The organism is Clostridium sp. UBA3061, assembly GCF_002367465.1.
In the GTDB taxonomy this organism is placed as follows: domain Bacteria; phylum Bacillota; class Clostridia; order Clostridiales; family Clostridiaceae; genus Clostridium_J; species Clostridium_J sulfidigenes.
Genome location: NZ_DFCF01000010.1, coordinates 133,144 through 151,791, shown reverse-complemented (window position 1 = coordinate 151,791; position 18,648 = coordinate 133,144). Strand labels below are relative to the sequence as shown.

Here is an 18,648-nt window from a genome sequence, read left to right as displayed (position 1 = left end):
TAAAATTAAGAAGTAAGGTTGTCTGCATCAAGACGCTGGAGTCTTTAAATTTGAGAATTTTGCAATTCATATTTGAGCAAATTTAATGTATACAACTATAAATATAATAAGCATAGTCTACTCTATAAACACTTATATTATAAAATAATTTCTACAACATAATATAATAAACCTAAAGAATATATTTGGATTTTTCTTGTTAATACAAAAATATATGCGTAAAAAACTATTTAACCATTTATATAGGTATACAGGTATATAGGAAACTATTAAAATATATAACTATTTAAATAGTTGTTTTATTCATGCGGGTTTCGGGCGGTTTTCATGTTTTAGTGGTAAGCGTTAATGAAGTAAGAATTTTTTATTTTATATTTACTTTTATTGGTTTATAATTAATTTATGGGTTATAATGTATTATCTAGTATATAAAGAAGGATAAACGTGCTATATATAGTCTATGGTTTTATAGGATTATGAGTATACTATTTTGTTACAGTGCTATTTGGTGGAGATTCTGGAATAGGGATATTAGCTGCAATAATAATAGTATGCACAATAATTATTATAGAAAAACTTAATGATATAAAAATGAAATTAGATGGAAAAGATAAATAAATTTTAATTGGAGGCTTAAAATGGATTGTGGATTTGAAAAAGAAGATGGATGGTTTAGATATAGAGCAGCAGCGATTATAATAGAAAATGGACAAGTACTTTTTGTGAAAAATGAAGTAGACGATTATTATTACTCCGTTGGAGGAGGTGTACATCTTGGGGAAAAGGCAGAAGATGCAGTAAGAAGAGAGGTTTTTGAAGAAACAGGCGTAGAATATGAGATTGAAAGATTAGTTTTTATTCATGAGAACTTTTTTAATGGTACTGGATCATTAGAAGGGTTAAAATGTCATGAGATAACCTTTTACTTTTTAATGAAGTCAAGAGGAAGTCAAGAACTCAATAGCAATAGTTATTCCCTAGGTGGTCGTGAATATATGCATTGGCTACCTATTGAAAAATTGAGGGATTATTTAGCTTTTCCTAGCTTCTTTGCAGAGAAACTAACATGTATTAGTGATACTCTTGAACATATTGTCACATATGAAAGCATTTAATTTAATATTATTTAGGATATATGGAGTTGTTAGTACATATATAGTGAATATTAGGGAGGTTAAATGTAATGAATAAAATAGAACCTTATAAAGGGATTTCTGCTATATACGAGGAGATAAGACCTTCTTATCCAGAAAAATTAATTCAAGATGTAATCTCAAAGACTGATTTGAAATTCAATGATAGGCTACTTGAAATTGGATCAGGAACTGGAAAAGCAACTATACAATTTGCAGATAAAGGCTTTAGAGTTCATGGAATAGAATTAGGGGAAGATATGGCAGAAATACTAAGAGATAAGTGCAGAGACTACCCAAATGTTTCAGTTGATGTAGTATCTTTTGAGGAATGGAATTGTCCTAATAATGAAAAATATGACATGATTTTTTGTGCTCAGGCATTTCATTGGCTAGATAAAAATATTAAATATAAAAAATGTCATGAACTTTTAAAGGAGAATGGCTATCTTGTTTTATTTTAGTATAATCCATGTGATGATGAATTTCCTAGAACAAAAGAAATTGAAAGAAAGGTTGAAAGTATTGTTAAAAAGTACATTTCTAATTACTTTACTGACAATAGAAAACCTGAAAGACGTGTACATGATGGAATATCAACCAATGATGAAAGAAAGGCAGAAATAGAAGCATCTGAGTTGTTTGATTTAGTTGAAAAAATAGAATATACACAAGAAGTAAGAAATAATTCAAGGCAGTATTTAAAGGCTACAAAATCAATGCCAGCATTTGCTTCTATTATTGATGGATTAGATGAGGAAATCATTAAAAAGATGGATAGTGAAATTGAAGAGGTTATAAATAATAATGAAGGATATGTAAGTGGGTTCTTTAAGTTTTCTTTGTATATAACTAGGAAAAGATGACTTAATATTATAACATAAGACAATGATNNATCATTGTCTTATGTTATAATTTATTAAATAAGGAATTAACTATTTTACTTCAATAGAAATTAATAAATAATTATAGTACAATAGTTTTTGAAACATAAAGATAAATCAGGAGGGAACAATGAAAGAAAAATCTTATTTCTGTGAAAAACAAGTTACGGATGAAACTACTAATGAAACAAACATCCTAGAACAAGAAGCTAATGACTTAAAGAATGAAAAATATTTAGAAGATGTAGATACTGAAATTGCAGGGTTAGTAGATGAAATTATCCTTAAAAGAATTCAAAGGACAGCTAAGAGTGCATTGAAAAGAGAGTGTTCTAAAGATTTAAAGGAACTTCTAAAAGTGGAAACCAAGGATACTTTAAAAGAGATAATGAATGAATTAAACATTGAATATAAGTCAGCTGATAAAAAAGATGATTTGATTGATAAAATTGCCATTAATTATGAAGATGCAATCTTAAAAGTATTGAAATATGTAGATAGTGATTGTTATATTTCTTTACAAAAAATACTAAAAAATAATGGAATTATTCCTATAAGTGGACATATGGATGAGTCCGAAAACTCTATATTTATGCAAGAAATGGGAATGTTATATATTGCTGAAAGTGATGATAAATTATATCTTTGTGCACCAGAGCAGTTTCTTAAAGTTATACCGCAAATAGACAAGAAGTCTATAGAGAAGAATGATGAAATAATAAAGTTATTTAGAGGTATGCTTTACTATTATGGTGGGATTGCTGCAAAAGAATTTATGGAAAGATTACCTGAGGATGCAAAGATAGATTTACCCTTAGAAGAAGTAGAGAAAATTTTAGCTATGGGAGAAAAAACTTGTGCTGAGTATATCTATGAAGATAGTTTTGGGTTAAATGGTTTTTTATGCGATATACAGGAGTTGGAAGCTCTAAAATTACAAGGATTAACAGATGACTACAAACAACTTACAAAAACAGAGTTGCTTAAGGCTAGTAGAAGAGATTACATAGGTGATAAAAATAACTATAAAAAATTTATAAAAGTTATTAAGGATAACTATGATATACCAGGAGATGGTATAGAACAATTACTGGAGTTTACATATGAAACATATCAATTTGAAGGTAAAGAAGAACTAATTAAGAAGGCTCTTGATCATCTATCTGTACCAGAATTTTTGGAAAGTGAAATAATTAATGCAATAGATGATGTTTGTAGGAAAATCCCAGCTTGGAAATATAATGGGTATACAGAAGCAGAGAAAAATAATTCTAATAGAGTTAACATAGAAAAGGTAAGAGTTGGAAGAAACGATCCTTGCCCATGTGGTAGTGGTAAAAAGTATAAAAAATGCTGTGAATCTAAGGGATTATAACTTGGTTAGGAAAGTCTTAGTTTTATAAAGTTTAATTTAATAGTAAACATAAGTAAATAAACTTCAGAGGAGATAGTGCTCTTCTGAAGTTTATTTTTGTTTAAATTTGTTTGATTTGCTCATAAGATAAATAGATATCCATGTAAAATAAAGTATAACTTTATAAAAAGAGGAATATTAAAGTTTTTAGCGTATATATAAAGGATGGTAAAAAGATGCTATTAAAATAAAGGAATTATTGGGATTTAAATGAAGAATAGCAGAATAGAAATGGATATATAGTAGCAATATCTTTATGATAAATGTTTTAGGGGAGGTATTTAGTTATGAACTTATGTATTAAACAGTATAAGTATGAATATAAAGATGAAGTAAATGAGCTTATTTCAGATGATGATTTTGTAAGAAACGATGTAATTAGCTGCTTAAATAGATGGCCTCAGTATGGGAGCATTGTTGTAGTTGAATCTGAAGTAGTTGGTGTAGGTGTATTTACTGGAGTAAGTAAAAAGACTAGTATGACTTTTTATGTGAAACCAGCAAAAAGAAAAAAAGGTATTGGAACTGCCTTGTTAAAGCACTTAGAAGATACAATGAGAAATGTTGGAGTTAAGGAAATAGTTTGTGATTTTAGAATTAATGATGTTGAAAAAACATTTTTGTATAAGAATGGATATAACTATTGGTTTAAATCTAATTTTATGACTTATAATGGCAGCAAATTGGCGGTAGATAACGATGAAATTATAAATTATGAAGATAAGTATTATCATGAATGTCAAAAAGTTTTCAGTGAAGCATTTCATAAAATGCGTTTATCTGTGGGTCTAGATTCTACATTGAGCCTTCCAAGTGATGAAGAGAGAAATCAGTACAAAGAAAATGCAGAAAATATATTTCTGCTTCGTAAAAATGGTGAAATAGTAGCAGCTGTTAGACTTGAAGCTAATGAAATAGATTCACTTGCAGTAGGAGTAGAGCATCAACATAAAGGGTATGGAAAAGCATTGTTAAGCTATGCTGTTAATAGATTGTTAGATAAAGGATATACAACAGTGGCACTTTGGGTAGTTGAAGGAAATTCAGCAAAGTTTTTATATGAAAAGGTAGGTTTTATAAAAGAACGTGTACATGAGTTCGTTGTTAAAGGTATAAAGTAGAAAAGGTTATAAATAAAAGTTTATAGAGTAAATAATTTTTATTTATAACATATGGAGGAAATATATTATGAATAGTTGGAAAAGTGATAGAATTGGTTCTGCAGAAAGAGATGAAAATCCTACAGTAATGGTAAAAATGAAAAGCGGCTTTGCTGTTATAGGAGATAATCAATTTCTGCCTGGATATTGTGTTCTTCTTGGATATCCAAGAGCGAGTTCATTAAATGAATTATCTCTAGAAGAAAGAACTCAATATTCAACTGATATGACATTAATAGGAGACGCCATTATAAAAGCATGTAATCCATTAAGAATTAATTACTCTATTTTGATGAATTTAGATCACTATTTACATGCGCATATTGAGGCTCGTTATGATTGGGAACCTGAAGAGAATAAGTGTAGACCATCTTATTTTTATCCAAAGGAACAAAGATATGGTAGTCAGTATGAATATTCAGATGAAAAATATGGTGATTTAAAAACAAATATAACAGAAAATTTGTTGGAATTAATGAAGGAGATTGATTACTAGATGTATGAAGAATATTTTAGTGAGGTGTATACCGTGATTGATTACAATGAAATTTTAAGAGAAAATTTAGTCTTAAAATCAAAGAGGTTAATTTTAAGACCATTCACTATGGATGATATAGATGATGTTTTTTTATATGCCAGTGATGATTTTGTAACAAAATATTTAACATGGCCTTCATATAAGGATATATCAGAAATAGAGGACGTTGTGAAAACATACTATATTGATAAAAGTGGAGTTTTTGCAATTGAATTAGAAGAAGAAGAAAAATGTATTGGGTGCATTGATTTAAGACTATATAATCAAGATAATAAAGCGAGTTTTGGTTATGTTTTGAATAGAGGTTATTGGAATAAGGGTTATATGTCAGAGGCTTTAAATCTAATATTAGACTTTTCTTTTTCAAAACTAGAATTGAATCGTGTTGAAGCTACGCACTACATAGGAAATGAGGGCTCTGGTCGTGTTATGCAAAAATGTGGTATGAGATATGAAGGAACTGGCATACAGGAAGTAAAAGTAAAAGGTATTTTCTATGATGTTGTTCACTATGCAATTTTGAGAGAAGAATGGTTAATTGGATATAGTGACTAATGAAGATAAATTTAAGTTAATTGGAGGGGTACATATATGGATATAGTTTTTGAACTAGGACAAGCTGATGATTTTGATGAGTTAGAACAGCTTTATAACGATTTAAATGACCATTTAGCAGAAGGAGTAAACTATCCTGGATGGAAAAAAGGGATATATCCTGTACGGCAAAATGCAATTGATGGAGTCAAACATGGAAATCTTTATGTAGCAAAGCATAGTAATAAAATAGTTGGTTCTATTATTTTAAGCCATGAGCCTGAACCTGCATATTATAATGCAGAATGGGGATTTAAGTCTGATTATTCAGATGTTTTTGTAGTATATACATTTGTAGTACACCCAAAGTTTTTGAAATGTGGTGTAGGTAAAGCGTTAATGGATTTTGCTATTGAGCATAGTATTAAGTCACAGGTTAAATCAATTAGATTGGATGTCTATGAAGGTAATATACCTGCAATTAAGCTATATGAAAAATGTGGTTTTAAATATATTGATACCGTTGACTTAGGGCTTGGAAACTATGGGTTGAATTGGTTTAGATTATATGAAAAATTACTTTGACAGTGTGAGTATACTCTATAGTTAAATTATTAAGTATAAAAGTGGGAGGAAATTATGGGGATTAAATGTAAAGAAGTTTCAGATTATTTTGCAAGTTATGGAGTGGAAAAAGAAAAACGATTGGAGTCCATTAGAAATATAATTCACGATATAGTTCCTGATATAAAGGAAAAAATGTGGACTAAAGTTCCATGTTTCTATATAGATAGAGCAACTATTGTTATTCGCGTATTCAATGATCATATAAATATTTTTGTAGATGAAGTATTTCAATATAAAGATGAGTTATTAGAATATAAAATTACACCAAAAGGCGCACTACAAATATTTGATAAACAAGCAATACCATTTGAAACTTTATCAAAGATATTTAGATCTTGTTTCACAAGTGTGTATTAGGATTCCTATAACTGCCCATCACACCTTATATGATTGTTTGGCTTGTCAGCATATTTGTCCAATGAATTCGGAGCAAAAAGAGAAAATTATTGAGGATATAATTTTTACAGAAGAAGAAACCAATATGTTATTAGAAGGGAAATCCATTGATTCTTTTTCAGCGGGCTTTAAATCGAAGGTGTATATGCTAGGAATTGATCAATGGTATGAAGCAATTCCAAGAAATTTGAAAGTTTTATTTGATAATATGTAATACCGGTAATATTGAAACTTTGTAGTAAAATTATATAATAAGAGAAATATAAATTAAGAATTGGAGGATTAGAATGGATACTAAGAAGAAGTTAGTTATTGCTATAGCAGCAGTATCTGGTGGTGGAAAGACTACTGTTACAACAGTATTAAATAAAAAATTACATAATTCTAAAGCATTATACTTTGACGATTATGAATTTAATGGTCCTGAAGATATATGTGAGTGGGTTGAGAGAGGTTCAGATTATAATGAATGGAACTTGACACCTTTAATTAATGATTTAAATTCTTTGCTTTCCAATTCTATAGAATCATTAGACTACATAATACTTGATTATCCATTTGCTTACAAACACAATGAAATGAGTAAATATATAGATTTGACAGTATTTATTGATACATCTCTGGATATTGCCATGGCTAGGCGTATATTGAGAGATTTTAAAGAATTTTCTTTTGAAAGTATAAGGCAAGATTTAGATGTTTATTTATCACGTGGAAGATTAGGTTATTTAGAAGCGTTGAATTCAATTAAACCAAACTCTGATTTTGTAATAGATGGTTCCTTACCAGTAGAGGCTATAGTAAGTCAGATTCTTGAAATAATCAATAGGAGGAGCAAATTTGAGAATATGAATTACGTAGAATACATACGTGATAGAGTTGGACATGATGCAATAAATTTAACAGGGGTAAATATTTTAATAATCAACAAAAACAATCAAATTTTGCTTCAAAGAAGGGGAACATTTCCATATAAGTGGGGACTAGTTGGAGGAATTACAGAATTAGGAGAATCCCTTGAAGAAACTGCTATTAGAGAATCAAAAGAAGAGACAGGATTAGATATTAAGGGGCTAAGGCTACTAGGAACTACATCAGGAGAAAAATGCTATATGGACTTACCTAATGGCGATAAAGCATACTTTATAACTGTTGGATATTTTACTAAAAGTTTTAGTGGAGTATTAAATATAGATGATTTTGAAACCAAGGAATTGAAATTTTTTAGTTATGAACAATTACCTGACAATATACCAAATAGTCATAGGATCATGATTGATAAATATTATAATAATTTTAAAGGAGAAGATTTAAATGTGGATGGAGTTAGATAATATTTGGCAAGAGGCTTTTTCATTGGCTTGGGAATCTTTTAAAAGGAATACTATTCCTATAGGAGCTGTTATAGTTAATGAAGAAGGCAATATCATATCAAGAGGAAGAAATAGAATCTTTGATGATTCTAGTAACAATCCGTTGGTAGGAAGTAATATGGCTCATGCTGAAATGACTGCTATGATAAATTTAAAAGAAAAGGAACATCCCGATATAAAGAAATATACCTTATATACAACTATGGAACCTTGTCCTATGTGTTTTGGGACCATGGTGATGATGGGAATAAGAAATTTGAGGTATGCAGCAAGGGATGGTTTTGCTGGTGCAACGGAATTAAATTATAATATGGATTATATAAAAAGCAAAAAAATATTTATATATAAAGAAGATGATGAATTAGAGTTATTTCATATTTGTCTACAATCTGCTTATGAGTATTCAAGAAATCATAAGAGATTAGAAGAAGTATTGAACTCATGGAGAACCTATTGTAGAGAAGGTGTTTTGCTGGGAAAACAACTGTATGATGAAGGTTATTTTTTAGAAGCTATAAAGCAAAGAAAGGAAATTGGACAAATATATGATGAAGTAATACTTAGATTTAACAATATTTAATATTATTGGGAGGAGCACCTTAATGAATCAAGATATATTGTTTAAAACTAATGACTTTGTTTTTAGTTATCGAGTTGCAGGATTATTAATTAAAAATAACAAAGTTCTACTTCAACGCCCTATAAGTGATGCAGGATATGCAATTCCAGGAGGGCATGTTTCTTTTGGAGAAACAAATGAAGAAACTCTAATTCGAGAATTTAGAGAAGAAATAGGTGTAGACATAAAGGTAGAGAATTTAAAGTGGGTAGGTGAAATTTTCTTTCCTTGGGGAGATAAACCATGTCATCAAATTAATTTATTTTATAAAGTTACTTTAACTGAAGATACACAAATTCCATTGAATGGAGATTTTTATGGGATTGAAAAAATAGAGAATGGCTCATTTAAACTTGAGTTTTTATGGGTGGATTTGAAAGATATTTTAAATGTTGATCTATATCCTACAAATGCCAAAGAGTTACTATTAAATAATTCAAAGGAAATAAAGCATTTTATTTATCATGAAGAAGTATAGATAATGAACTCAAACTATAGATAAATTAAATCAATTTATAATTTAGCAGACAAGGATAAAGAGGGGAGATTTTTATGAATTTGCATGTAAGAGAAGCAGTTAGAAGTGATTATATTGAGATCAATAATCTTGTTAAAGAAGTACATAATTTACATGTTGAAAATAGACCAGATGTTTATGTGAATACTGATACTCCTTTGATAAAAGAAGATTTTTATGAGTTATTAAGCACCAGTGACACAAAGGTATTTGTAGTAGAAGATCTTAATAATAAAGAGTTAGTAGCATATAGCATTGTGAAAATTATGGCCCATAGAAGTATTCAGATACTTAGAACAATGACACTTGCTTATATAGATGATTTTTGTGTTAAAGCTAGTAAGCAAAAGAATGGTATTGGAAGATTACTTTTTGATTATGTTGTAAGTTATGCAAAATCAGAAGGAGCTTTATCTTTACAGTTGATTGTATGGGAGTTTAATAAAGATGCTATTAAATTCTATGAATCATTGGGAATGACAGTAAGAAATAGAAGAATGGAATTAAACTTGAGTTAATATAAATGTAAAAAATATAATTTAAAGATAGGTACTGAGGGAAATAAATCCCCTAGTACCTTATTGTTTTTTATGAACATTTATTATTATAGGTGAGTATAATAATAATGAATCTAATAGAAATAAAATTTCATATAGATAATAGGGGGAAATCATTTATGTCAGAATATTATAATGGTGAAAACATCAATCAAATAAATTATACAAACCAAGGTTTAAATGTAGACAATAGTGATTATAGTAATGATTCAAGCTATTGCCCAGAGTATCAATATAATTGCTCACAATGTCCTTATTACAACCAATGTCAACAACAGTGTTGCTGCTGTATTGGTCCAACAGGACCACAAGGTCCAAGAGGATGCATTGGACCGCAAGGCCCAACAGGACCACAAGGTCCAAGAGGATGCATGGGATCGCAAGGGCCAACAGGACCACAAGGTCCAAGAGGATGCATTGGACCGCAAGGCCCAACAGGACCACAAGGTCCAAGAGGATGCATGGGACCACAAGGTCCAACAGGCCCACAAGGCCCAAGAGGTTACATGGGATTACAAGGACCAACAGGCCCACAAGGAGCAACAGGTGCGACAGGTGCACAAGGACCAACAGGTCCAATAGGAGCAACAGGTTCAACTGGAGCTCAAGGACCAACAGGCCCACAAGGAGCAACAGGAGCAACAGGAGCGACAGGAACAACAGGAGCAACAGGAGCAGCTGGAGCAACAGGAGCAACAGGAGCTCAAGGCCCAACGGGGCCACAAGGTCCAATAGGCCCAACAGGCCCACAAGGAGCAATGGGAGCAACGGGTGCGACAGGAGCTCAAGGCCCAACAGGCCCACAAGGAGCAACAGGAGCGACAGGAGCAACAGGAGCAACAGGAGCAACAGGAGCAACCGGTGCGCAAGGTCCAACAGGTCCACAAGGACCAATAGGGCCAACAGGACCACAGGGAGCAATGGGAGCAACAGGAGCGACAGGAGCTCAAGGTCCAACAGGGCCAATGGGAGCAACAGGAGCAACGGGAGCAACAGGAGCCCAAGGAGCAACAGGATCGCGAGGCCCAACAGGCCCACAAGGACCAATAGGCCCAACAGGCCAGCAAGGAGCAATGGGAGCAACAGGTGCAACAGGTGCGCAAGGTCCAACAGGTCCACAAGGCCCACAAGGAGCAACAGGAGCGACAGGAGCAACAGGAGCAACAGGAGCAACAGGAGCAACAGGCCCAACAGGCCCACAAGGGCCACAAGGAGCAACAGGAGCAGCGGGGGCAACTGGTTCTACAGGCCCACAAGGACTAACAGGAGCAACAGGAGCTCAAGGTCCAACAGGTCCACAAGGACCGATTGGAGCAACGGGAGCAACAGGAGCAACAGGAGCTCAAGGCCCAACAGGCCCAATAGGACCAATAGGGTTAACTGGAATTCAAGGTCCAACAGGACCGCAAGGAGCAACAGGAGCAACAGGAGCTCAAGGCCCAACAGGCCCACAAGGACCGATTGGAGCAACAGGAGCGACAGGGCCACAAGGAGCAACAGGAGCTCAAGGTCCAACAGGCCCACAAGGACCGATTGGAGCAACAGGAGCGACAGGGCCACAAGGAGCAACGGGAGCACAAGGGCCAACAGGACCACAAGGACCAACAGGCCCTACTGGTGGAAATTCACAATTAAGAGGACTTCAAGTTTCTAGAAATCTTCAACAAGAAGTTCTAGCAAATGCTCCAATCATATTTGATGCTATTAATGCAAATTATGATGGAGATTTAGTTTGGAATACAAACACAACTATTACTATTAACAGAGCAGGAATTTACTACATTAGTTGGTGGGTTTCTTATGAGAGAACAACAGCAAGTTATGTTTCTTTTGCAGTCTTGCAAAATGGGTCCATACAGGGGCCAGCAAGTAATCCTAGTAATGTAAGAGATCAAATTTCTGGATTTGTAATAATAAATGGAGCTGTTGGAGATACAATTAACTTAACCAATATAAGTACGAGTTCAGTATTGCTGGCTACAGACGCAAATGTTCGTGCATCTTTATCAATAGTTAGCGTACACCTATAAAATTTACTCAGCTGGGGTTATAATAACCCCAGCTAAATTTAAAGATAGTAATAGAAATACTTAAAGATTATAAAAATAAATGTATAAATTGTAAAGATTTTAGAGCATAGTGAGGTGTTTTATGATGAATTCATATAAAATTTGTGTATATGCAATATGTAAAAATGAAGAACAGTTCGTAGAAAGATGGGTAGACTCAATGTCTGAAGCTGATAGTATAATAGTTTTAGATACTGGTTCAACAGATAATACAGTAAACAAGCTGAAAGAATTAGGAGTAAATGTATATAAAGAAATTTTTAATCCATGGAGGTTTGATGTAGCAAGAAATAAATCGTTAGAACTAGTGCCAGAAGACACTGATATTTGTGTATGCACAGATTTAGATGAGGTATTTGAAAAGGGTTGGAGAGAAAAGGTTGAGAATGCATGGAAAGAGAATACTCAACAGTTACGATATAGATATACTTGGAATTTTGATGAAGATGGAAATGAAGGATATGTATTTTTATACGAAAAAATTCATGCACGTAATGGCTTTAAATGGGTTCATCCTGTTCATGAAGTTTTGAATTATTATGGTGATCAACAATATATTGTTAGTACTGAACCCAAAATACAACTAAATCACTATCCCGAAAAATCAAAATCTAGGGCACAATATTTAGGTCTTCTTGAATTGTCGGTACAAGAAGATCCAACTGATGATAGAAACTTACACTATTTAGGTAGAGAATATATGTACATGGAGATGTGGGATAAATGTATTAGTACATTATTAAAGCACCTAGAATTACCAACAGCATTATGGAAAGCTGAACGTTCTGCTTCTATGAGATATATAGCAAAATCTTATATGGAGAAAGGAGATATTAGTAAAGCTAAGGAATGGTTTGCCAAATCCATTTTAGAGGAACCTAATTTGAGAGAACCCTATGTAGATATGGCAAATTTATTATATAGATTACAAGAATGGTCAGGGGTGCTTTATATGATAGAATGTGCACTTAAAATAGAAGATAGACCGTTATCTTATATTAATGAACCAGGACCATGGGGTTCAGAACCATATGATCTTGCTTCCATTGCTTGTTTTAATTTACAACTTTACAAGAAGTCATATTATTATATAACAAAAGCAGTTGAAATATCACCTAGTAATAAGCGTTTAAAGAATAACCTTGATTTAATAAAAAAATTTATCTAATAATAATTATTAGAGATAGATGAAGTTATATACAATATGATTAATAATAAAAATAGAAACCTTTATTTTTGATGTTAACCATTTGAAAAATGTGGAATTAAACTTGGGTTAATATAAATGTAAAAAATATAATTTAAAGATAGGTACTGAGGGAAATAAATCCCCTAGTACCTTATTATTTTATATCATGTTAAATTTCAAGTTACACTAAATCTATATTTCTTCTAGAAATTTTAAATCCTATTTTTTCTTCAATTTTTTCAAGTAAATAGGTATCTTTTGGGTCCATAAAACAGCAAGTATAACCACTTTCACCAGCTCTAGCTGTTCTACCAATTCTATGAATATAGCTTTCTGGAGATTCTGGAATGTCATAGTTATATATGTGAGTAATACCAGAAATGTCAATACCTCTTGCAGCTACATCCGTTGCAATTAGATATTGAATATCCGCATTTCTAAAGGACTTCATGATTCTTTCTCTTTTATTTTGAGGAACATCGCTATGAATTTTCTCGCAATTAAATTTTCTTTTACCCATAGCCATTTCAAGAGCATCGGCTCTTCTTTTAGTTCTGCAGAAGATTATTGCCATAAATGGGTTATCTTCTTCAAGAGCTTTGAAGAGAGAATCTTGCTTTAAGCGATCTGTAGTTTCAACGATTTCTTGATTTATAGTAGAAAGAGTTATGCTTTCTTTTTTTACAGACACCACAATAGGATCTTTCATATATTTATAAGCAAGTTTTTTAACAGAAGAATCCATAGTAGCAGAAAAACATAATGTTTGATGGTTTTTAGGGGTATGCTTAATTATATTTTCTACTTCATTTTTAAAACCCATAAGTAGCATTTGATCTGCCTCATCAAGAACAAAGGTTTTAAGCTTAGATAAATTGATTGATTTTCTCTCAAGATGGTCAAGAAGTCTTCCAGGGGTAGCTATTATTAAGTGAATGCTTCCCTTAAGCTTATTTAATTGGGAACCTATATCTTTTCCACCATAAGCAGCTAAAATATTTATGTTTACGCTCTCAGCTAATTTAGAGGCCTCGTTAGTAATTTGAATGGCTAACTCACGGGTTGGAGTCAGTATTAACACTTGTGTAGCATCAAGGTTCGGATTAATATTTTCAAAAATGGGCAATAGAAATGCTAAAGTTTTACCTGTGCCAGTTTGAGCTTCAGCTATAAGGTCTTTTCCATCTTTAATATATGGAATACTTTCTCTTTGAATATCAGTTGGATCTTTTATCCCAGACTTATTTAATATATCTATTATATTTGTACTAATTCCTAATTCTTTAAAATTCATTTACTCATACCTTTCATCCTTTATTCAACGCCTAATAGTAACACATATTAAAGTATTTATCAATTTAATAGATTCCATACAAATGAGATGAATAATCCTTATAATGTGGAGCATAATGAATGGTGAAAAAGAAAGGTAGTAGAAAAGGCCATTGCAAGGTAATAACACGAAATATATTACTGTTGAAAGTAAGGTGAAGATATTGAGTAAAACTACTAGAAGAGGATATGTCCCAAGGGATGAAAAGGAATTTGGAGATGAATACAGATGTAAATTACAAAAGGCAGGAGAAGAGCTTTTGTTTCTATTAAATAGGGGATATAACATAAAGGGAGCATCAACTTTTATAGGAAATCACTATCTTTTATCTGAAAGGCAGAGGCTTGCATTAGTCAGGGGAATTTCTAAAAGTGAAGATGTTACAAATAGAAAATCTAAAGAAGTTACTGATTCTTTATCTGGTAAAACAGTTAACATAGATGGTTTTAATACAATAATAACTCTAGAAGTTGCACTTTCTAATTCACTAATTATAAAGTCAATGGATGGTACAATAAGAGATTTAGCAGGACTTCGGGGTACATATTCAGTCATAGATAAAACAGATATAGCAATTAAACTACTAGGTGAAAGATTAGGACAATATAAAGTTAATAAAGCTATATTCTATTTAGATAAACCAGTTTCGAATTCAGGGAGACTGAAGATGAGAATCTTAGACTTGCTAGGAAATTTACAATTTGAAGTGGAGGTTGAGATTATTAACAATGTGGATAGTATATTAGAAACAAAAGAAAATGTAGTATCTAGTGATGCAATTATCATTGGTAAATGTAACAGTTGGATAAATATGAATAATAATATTATTGAGGATAAGAAGTTAGGGGGTAATTGTGTGGATTTTAGTAAATTTTATTTTTTGTAAGGATGTATGAACGCATAAGTAAAAACATTACTGTTTTGTATAAATCAACAGGTAAAAGAAGGGAAGCAATTTTGGAACCAAACGTAGTAAAAAGACGCATAAAAAAGCTGTTGAGGGAGTGAGTAAAATTCTACCTACTAGATAGTAGCAAAATAAATACTTCTGCCATAGTTATTTGGCAGAGGTATTTATTATTTTATTATAATACAGTACTGAAAAAAAGTTCCATGTACACCTTCTGGAAAGAGATATCTATTCATTAACTTTTGGATTAATGTTATTCAAATAAAAACTTTTCAAGTTCCTCAACCTTATTAAAATAATAATCACAGTTTTTTTTCATAAATTCTATAATTAAGCTATTTGTGTGTGACCATCCAGCACTAGCAAAATCTACATTACAACTCTTTGCCATATCAAAGCCTGGCTTTAAATCATCAATCATTATAAGTTCATTAGGTTTAAGATCATATTTACGCATAATTTCCTGAAGAGGATATGGATTAGGCTTACGCTCTTCTTCACAGCGTTCCCATCCGAAAATCATGTCTGGAGCAAGACTACAATTCTCTAAATAATCACGATTTATGTTTTCACTGTAGGAATGAGAGACAACACAAACTAGTCCATCTTCTTCTTTTTGCCTTTGAATAATTCTTTCGAATCCAGTATAGAAAGCAGGTACATTGTTTTTTACGTACTCATTCCATGTAGTAAGTTGATATTCCATTTCCTCCTCTGTAAACTTCAAAATATCAAAGCATAAAGAATTAAATCCAGGATCAAAACAATACATCATAAATTCATCTAGAGTTATTTCTGTATTTGGACGAAGTTTAAATAAGGTATTTTTAAATACTGGAAAATGTATTTCAGGTGTACTTCTAACAACGGTATCGTCATGGTCAAGGACTAAACATTTATATTTCAACATAGCTGACTCCTTTTATATTTTTATATTTTGGAATTTAATTTTTAACTTGTTAATATTATAAATACAAATGTATATTAACTAATATATATTATACATGAATATGAAAATATTTTGGAGATATTTTCATATAGATTGCAGAGATAGGTTTGGAATTAAATAAGTTGACATATCAATGAGTCATTTATATAATTATCATTGAGTAGTTTAAAACTCAATTTTAAGAAAGGCAAGGTATTTGCAGACATGAGAATATAATTCACTTTTATTTATGAGAAATCAAAATTAGAATGAGGCCTCAAGAAAGGCTTTGTTGTTATGCATTTTATTTGATTTTGTGAGTGGATAGTATTTTTGTAACTGTTGATGGTTTGTCAATATAGTGTGTTATTAACCTTAATTAAGACTTTGAATCCTAATATATACTGATTTTTTTGTATATATTTTAAGGTTTTATTTAGTGCAGATTAAAGGTTATGATATAGTTGCGATGCTATCCTCTCCAGGTTATAAGGAGGGGATTTTTTGTTATTAGTTGAATGTAGTAATATTAAAAAAAGTTTTGGTGATAGATCCATCTTGGATATAGAAAATTTAAAGGCTTGTTCCCAGGATAGAATAGGTGTTGTAGGTGTAAATGGAGTAGGTAAAACTACATTAATTAATATATTGTGCCAAAGATTGCATCCAGATGAAGGCCATGTTAAGTTATATGGAACATACTCATATATATCACAGTTAGAAGAACCAGAAAGTATATCAATAACTAGTGAAATGGCTTCTAGATTTAATGTAGAAAGTATTTGGAATGAGAACATGAGTGGAGGAGAAAAGACTAGATTTAAACTTGCTTATGCACTAAGTCAGAATAGCCAGTTGATATTTGCAGATGAGCCTACTAGCAATATGGATATAGAGGGCATTGAGCTTATGGAAAAAAGTTTTGAAAAATATAAAGGAGCTCTAATTCTTATATCCCATGATAGAAACTTCTTAGATAGGTTATGTAATAAGATTTTAGAAATAGAGGATGGAAGAATAAAAATATATTATGGTAATTACAGTGACTATGCTGCTTTGAAAGCTAAGGAGAGAGACCGAGCTGAATTTGAATATGAGGAGTATAAAAAAGAAAAGAAGCGACTTCAAAGTGTAATTATCCATGCAGAACAAAGGGTGAAAGGTATAAAAACTACTCCTAAACGAATGGGAAATTCTGAGGCTAGGCTTCACAAGATGGGAGGTCAAAAGGCCAGGGCAAACATTGAAAGAGCGGTGAAAAATATTGAAAAGAGAATAGATCACCTTGAAGTTAAAGAGAAACCCAAAGAACAAGTGGACATAAAGCTAGACATTGAGGATTCAAATAAGCTCCATAGTAAAATAGTTATAGAGGGTAAAAATATAACTAAGGCATTTGACAAGAAGATGATACTAGATAATGCTGAATTTAGCATATATAACACCTCAAAGGTAGCACTCATTGGTCCTAATGGATGTGGAAAAAGTACTTTAATAAAGATGATAATGGACAATGATAAATCTATTAGAATTGCTAAAGGAGCAAATATAGGATACTTTAGTCAAGCTATTGACATTTTAAAAGAAAATTATACTATTATAGAAAATGTAATGGAAAGTAGCATATATGATGAAACTTTCGCTAGGATACTACTAGCAAGATTATTATTTAAAAGAGAAGATATTTATAAAAAAGTAAGTGTATTAAGTGGAGGAGAACGAGTTAAAGTATCCTTTGCAAAAATGCTATTACAAAATATAAATCTTCTTATATTAGATGAGCCCACTAATTATATGGATATAAACTCTCTTGAGGTTGTAGAAAATGTACTTAAAGATTATTATAGCACTTTATTGTTTGTATCCCACGATAGAAGATTTGTAGAATCTATTGCAGACAATATAATGACTATAGAAAATCATAAAATTAAGATGTTTAAAGGTAATTATAATGAGTATTTAGAAAGCAAAAATAAAAATAAATATAATGATAAAGAAAAAATTGAAAATGAAATTTTCATATTGCAAAATCGTCTTTCAGAAGTTGTTGGAAGGTTATCCATGCCATCAAAAAAGGATGATGTAGTTGAACTGGATGAAGAATATAATGAATTATTGGGTAAATTAAAAACGTTAAAAACAAATTTATCAAAATAGTAAGAAAACTCTTTACAACATATTGCAAAAGTGATATTATTGTTTTCAATAAGAGGAAGTGCACAGAGCTCTTTAAAATTAAAAACAAAATGAACAATGAAAGGGACGAGTATTATAGAGTACAATTTATAGAGAGGGAGTGTTTTGGGCTGTAAACATTCCTAAATATGACTATAAGAAAACTAACCCTAGAGTTATGGCTGATTAGCTAATATTAGTAAAATGCCATCGGTAAATACCGTTATAAAATTTGAGATGAATTGAGTTATTTTAATTCAATTTGGGTGGAACCATGGATGTTATGCATTCG

At 31.5% G+C, this 18,648-nt stretch carries 21 protein-coding genes and 1 other annotated feature (1 of these 22 only partly in view); of the genes, 19 read left to right on the top strand and 2 right to left on the bottom strand.

The genetic code is table 11. The features are described from left to right. The first annotated feature begins 638 nt into the window (after positions 1–638). The 17 genes from B2P65_RS08315 to B2P65_RS08235 all read left to right on the top strand — a co-directional run bounded on the left by B2P65_RS08315 (position 639) and on the right by B2P65_RS08235 (position 12,989). Complete coding sequence (locus B2P65_RS08315; protein ID WP_346846639.1) at positions 639–1,115, top strand: NUDIX hydrolase; 477 nt, start codon at positions 639–641, stop codon at positions 1,113–1,115. A 68-nt stretch (positions 1,116–1,183) separates the two neighbouring features. Beyond that, on the top strand, positions 1,184–1,597 hold the full coding sequence (locus B2P65_RS08310; protein WP_346879977.1) for a class I SAM-dependent methyltransferase: 414 nt from the start codon (positions 1,184–1,186) through the stop codon (positions 1,595–1,597). Next, positions 1,584–1,760, top strand: a complete 177-nt coding sequence (locus B2P65_RS08305; RefSeq protein WP_346879976.1) for a hypothetical protein — start codon at positions 1,584–1,586, stop codon at positions 1,758–1,760. The genes B2P65_RS08310 and B2P65_RS08305 overlap by 14 nt, the downstream gene beginning before the upstream one ends. An 11-nt stretch (positions 1,761–1,771) precedes the next feature. Then, the gene (locus B2P65_RS08300) at positions 1,772–1,999 is read left to right on the top strand and encodes a hypothetical protein (RefSeq protein ID WP_346879975.1); all 228 of its coding nucleotides are present in this window, start codon (positions 1,772–1,774) and stop codon (positions 1,997–1,999) included. A gap of 148 nt (positions 2,000–2,147) precedes the next feature. Continuing rightward, positions 2,148–3,392, top strand: coding sequence for an SEC-C metal-binding domain-containing protein (locus B2P65_RS08295; RefSeq protein WP_346846641.1), 1,245 nt, complete (start codon positions 2,148–2,150; stop codon positions 3,390–3,392). 326 nt (positions 3,393–3,718) lie between these two features. Beyond that, on the top strand, positions 3,719–4,552 hold the full coding sequence (locus tag B2P65_RS08290) for a GNAT family N-acetyltransferase (RefSeq protein WP_346846642.1): 834 nt from the start codon (positions 3,719–3,721) through the stop codon (positions 4,550–4,552). A gap of 67 nt (positions 4,553–4,619) precedes the next feature. Then, a complete protein-coding gene (locus B2P65_RS08285; protein WP_346846643.1) occupies positions 4,620–5,087 on the top strand; it encodes a hypothetical protein in 468 nt (155 codons plus the stop codon). Positions 5,088–5,120: 33 nt separating this feature from the next. Beyond that, a complete protein-coding gene (locus tag B2P65_RS08280; protein WP_346879974.1) occupies positions 5,121–5,684 on the top strand; it encodes a GNAT family protein in 564 nt (187 codons plus the stop codon). A gap of 36 nt (positions 5,685–5,720) precedes the next feature. Beyond that, positions 5,721–6,248 (top strand): GNAT family N-acetyltransferase, encoded by a 528-nt coding sequence (locus B2P65_RS08275; protein ID WP_346846645.1) that lies wholly within the window; start codon positions 5,721–5,723, stop codon positions 6,246–6,248. 54 nt (positions 6,249–6,302) lie between these two features. After that, positions 6,303–6,647, top strand: coding sequence for a DUF1801 domain-containing protein (locus tag B2P65_RS08270; protein WP_346846646.1), 345 nt, complete (start codon positions 6,303–6,305; stop codon positions 6,645–6,647). 61 nt (positions 6,648–6,708) lie between these two features. Continuing rightward, on the top strand, positions 6,709–6,900 hold the full coding sequence (locus B2P65_RS08265) for a hypothetical protein (protein ID WP_150843676.1): 192 nt from the start codon (positions 6,709–6,711) through the stop codon (positions 6,898–6,900). 73 nt (positions 6,901–6,973) lie between these two features. Next, entirely contained in the window at positions 6,974–8,020 is a 1,047-nt protein-coding gene (locus B2P65_RS08260; protein WP_346846647.1) for an NUDIX domain-containing protein, read from the top strand. Continuing rightward, on the top strand, positions 8,001–8,639 hold the full coding sequence (locus tag B2P65_RS08255; protein ID WP_346846648.1) for a nucleoside deaminase: 639 nt from the start codon (positions 8,001–8,003) through the stop codon (positions 8,637–8,639). The genes B2P65_RS08260 and B2P65_RS08255 overlap by 20 nt, the downstream gene beginning before the upstream one ends. Before the next feature lie 22 nt (positions 8,640–8,661). Beyond that, the gene (locus B2P65_RS08250; protein ID WP_346846649.1) at positions 8,662–9,156 is read left to right on the top strand and encodes an NUDIX hydrolase; all 495 of its coding nucleotides are present in this window, start codon (positions 8,662–8,664) and stop codon (positions 9,154–9,156) included. A 74-nt stretch (positions 9,157–9,230) separates the two neighbouring features. Continuing rightward, positions 9,231–9,713 (top strand): GNAT family N-acetyltransferase, encoded by a 483-nt coding sequence (locus B2P65_RS08245; RefSeq protein WP_346846650.1) that lies wholly within the window; start codon positions 9,231–9,233, stop codon positions 9,711–9,713. A 500-nt stretch (positions 9,714–10,213) separates the two neighbouring features. After that, positions 10,214–11,782, top strand: coding sequence for an exosporium protein (locus tag B2P65_RS18045; RefSeq protein ID WP_414632440.1), 1,569 nt, complete (start codon positions 10,214–10,216; stop codon positions 11,780–11,782). Positions 11,783–11,903: 121 nt separating this feature from the next. Beyond that, complete coding sequence (locus tag B2P65_RS08235) at positions 11,904–12,989, top strand: glycosyltransferase (RefSeq protein ID WP_346846652.1); 1,086 nt, start codon at positions 11,904–11,906, stop codon at positions 12,987–12,989. Between the two features lie 202 nt (positions 12,990–13,191). Here the strand turns inward: B2P65_RS08235 and B2P65_RS08230 are convergent, their stop codons facing one another. After that, positions 13,192–14,304 (bottom strand): DEAD/DEAH box helicase, encoded by a 1,113-nt coding sequence (locus B2P65_RS08230; protein ID WP_346846653.1) that lies wholly within the window; start codon positions 14,302–14,304, stop codon positions 13,192–13,194. Positions 14,305–14,506: 202 nt separating this feature from the next. Here B2P65_RS08230 and B2P65_RS08225 point away from each other — a divergent pair, with 202 nt between their 5' ends. Further along, on the top strand, positions 14,507–15,229 hold the full coding sequence (locus B2P65_RS08225) for a DUF434 domain-containing protein (RefSeq protein ID WP_346846903.1): 723 nt from the start codon (positions 14,507–14,509) through the stop codon (positions 15,227–15,229). 277 nt (positions 15,230–15,506) lie between these two features. Here B2P65_RS08225 and B2P65_RS08220 read toward each other — a convergent pair whose 3' ends face one another. Beyond that, positions 15,507–16,163 carry an HAD family hydrolase gene (locus B2P65_RS08220; RefSeq protein WP_346846654.1) on the bottom strand — a complete coding sequence of 219 codons (657 nt, stop codon included), beginning with the start codon at positions 16,161–16,163 and terminating at the stop codon, positions 15,507–15,509. A gap of 522 nt (positions 16,164–16,685) precedes the next feature. Here B2P65_RS08220 and abc-f point away from each other — a divergent pair. Next, a complete protein-coding gene (gene abc-f, locus B2P65_RS08215; RefSeq protein WP_346879973.1) occupies positions 16,686–18,338 on the top strand; it encodes a ribosomal protection-like ABC-F family protein in 1,653 nt (550 codons plus the stop codon). 87 nt (positions 18,339–18,425) lie between these two features. Beyond that, positions 18,426–18,648, top strand: a binding site (T-box leader); it runs 8 nt beyond the window's last position.

What these genes read in the sequence shown, in the direction of transcription:
- B2P65_RS08310 (WP_346879977.1), top strand. Translation starts at nt 1,184, where the DNA reads ATGAATAAAATAGAACCTTATAAAGGGATTTCTGCTATATACGAGGAG.
- B2P65_RS08255 (WP_346846648.1), top strand. Translation starts at nt 8,001, where the DNA reads ATGTGGATGGAGTTAGATAATATTTGGCAAGAGGCTTTTTCATTGGCT.
- B2P65_RS08265 (WP_150843676.1), top strand. Translation starts at nt 6,709, where the DNA reads ATGAATTCGGAGCAAAAAGAGAAAATTATTGAGGATATAATTTTTACA.
- B2P65_RS08275 (WP_346846645.1), top strand. Translation starts at nt 5,721, where the DNA reads ATGGATATAGTTTTTGAACTAGGACAAGCTGATGATTTTGATGAGTTA.
- B2P65_RS08295 (WP_346846641.1), top strand. Translation starts at nt 2,148, where the DNA reads ATGAAAGAAAAATCTTATTTCTGTGAAAAACAAGTTACGGATGAAACT.
- B2P65_RS08230 (WP_346846653.1), bottom strand. Translation starts at nt 14,304, where the DNA reads ATGAATTTTAAAGAATTAGGAATTAGTACAAATATAATAGATATATTA.
- B2P65_RS08260 (WP_346846647.1), top strand. Translation starts at nt 6,974, where the DNA reads ATGGATACTAAGAAGAAGTTAGTTATTGCTATAGCAGCAGTATCTGGT.
- B2P65_RS08245 (WP_346846650.1), top strand. Translation starts at nt 9,231, where the DNA reads ATGAATTTGCATGTAAGAGAAGCAGTTAGAAGTGATTATATTGAGATC.
- B2P65_RS08220 (WP_346846654.1), bottom strand. Translation starts at nt 16,163, where the DNA reads ATGTTGAAATATAAATGTTTAGTCCTTGACCATGACGATACCGTTGTT.
- B2P65_RS08235 (WP_346846652.1), top strand. Translation starts at nt 11,904, where the DNA reads ATGATGAATTCATATAAAATTTGTGTATATGCAATATGTAAAAATGAA.
- B2P65_RS08250 (WP_346846649.1), top strand. Translation starts at nt 8,662, where the DNA reads ATGAATCAAGATATATTGTTTAAAACTAATGACTTTGTTTTTAGTTAT.
- B2P65_RS08290 (WP_346846642.1), top strand. Translation starts at nt 3,719, where the DNA reads ATGAACTTATGTATTAAACAGTATAAGTATGAATATAAAGATGAAGTA.
- B2P65_RS08270 (WP_346846646.1), top strand. Translation starts at nt 6,303, where the DNA reads ATGGGGATTAAATGTAAAGAAGTTTCAGATTATTTTGCAAGTTATGGA.
- B2P65_RS18045 (WP_414632440.1), top strand. Translation starts at nt 10,214, where the DNA reads ATGGGACCACAAGGTCCAACAGGCCCACAAGGCCCAAGAGGTTACATG.
- B2P65_RS08285 (WP_346846643.1), top strand. Translation starts at nt 4,620, where the DNA reads ATGAATAGTTGGAAAAGTGATAGAATTGGTTCTGCAGAAAGAGATGAA.
- B2P65_RS08315 (WP_346846639.1), top strand. Translation starts at nt 639, where the DNA reads ATGGATTGTGGATTTGAAAAAGAAGATGGATGGTTTAGATATAGAGCA.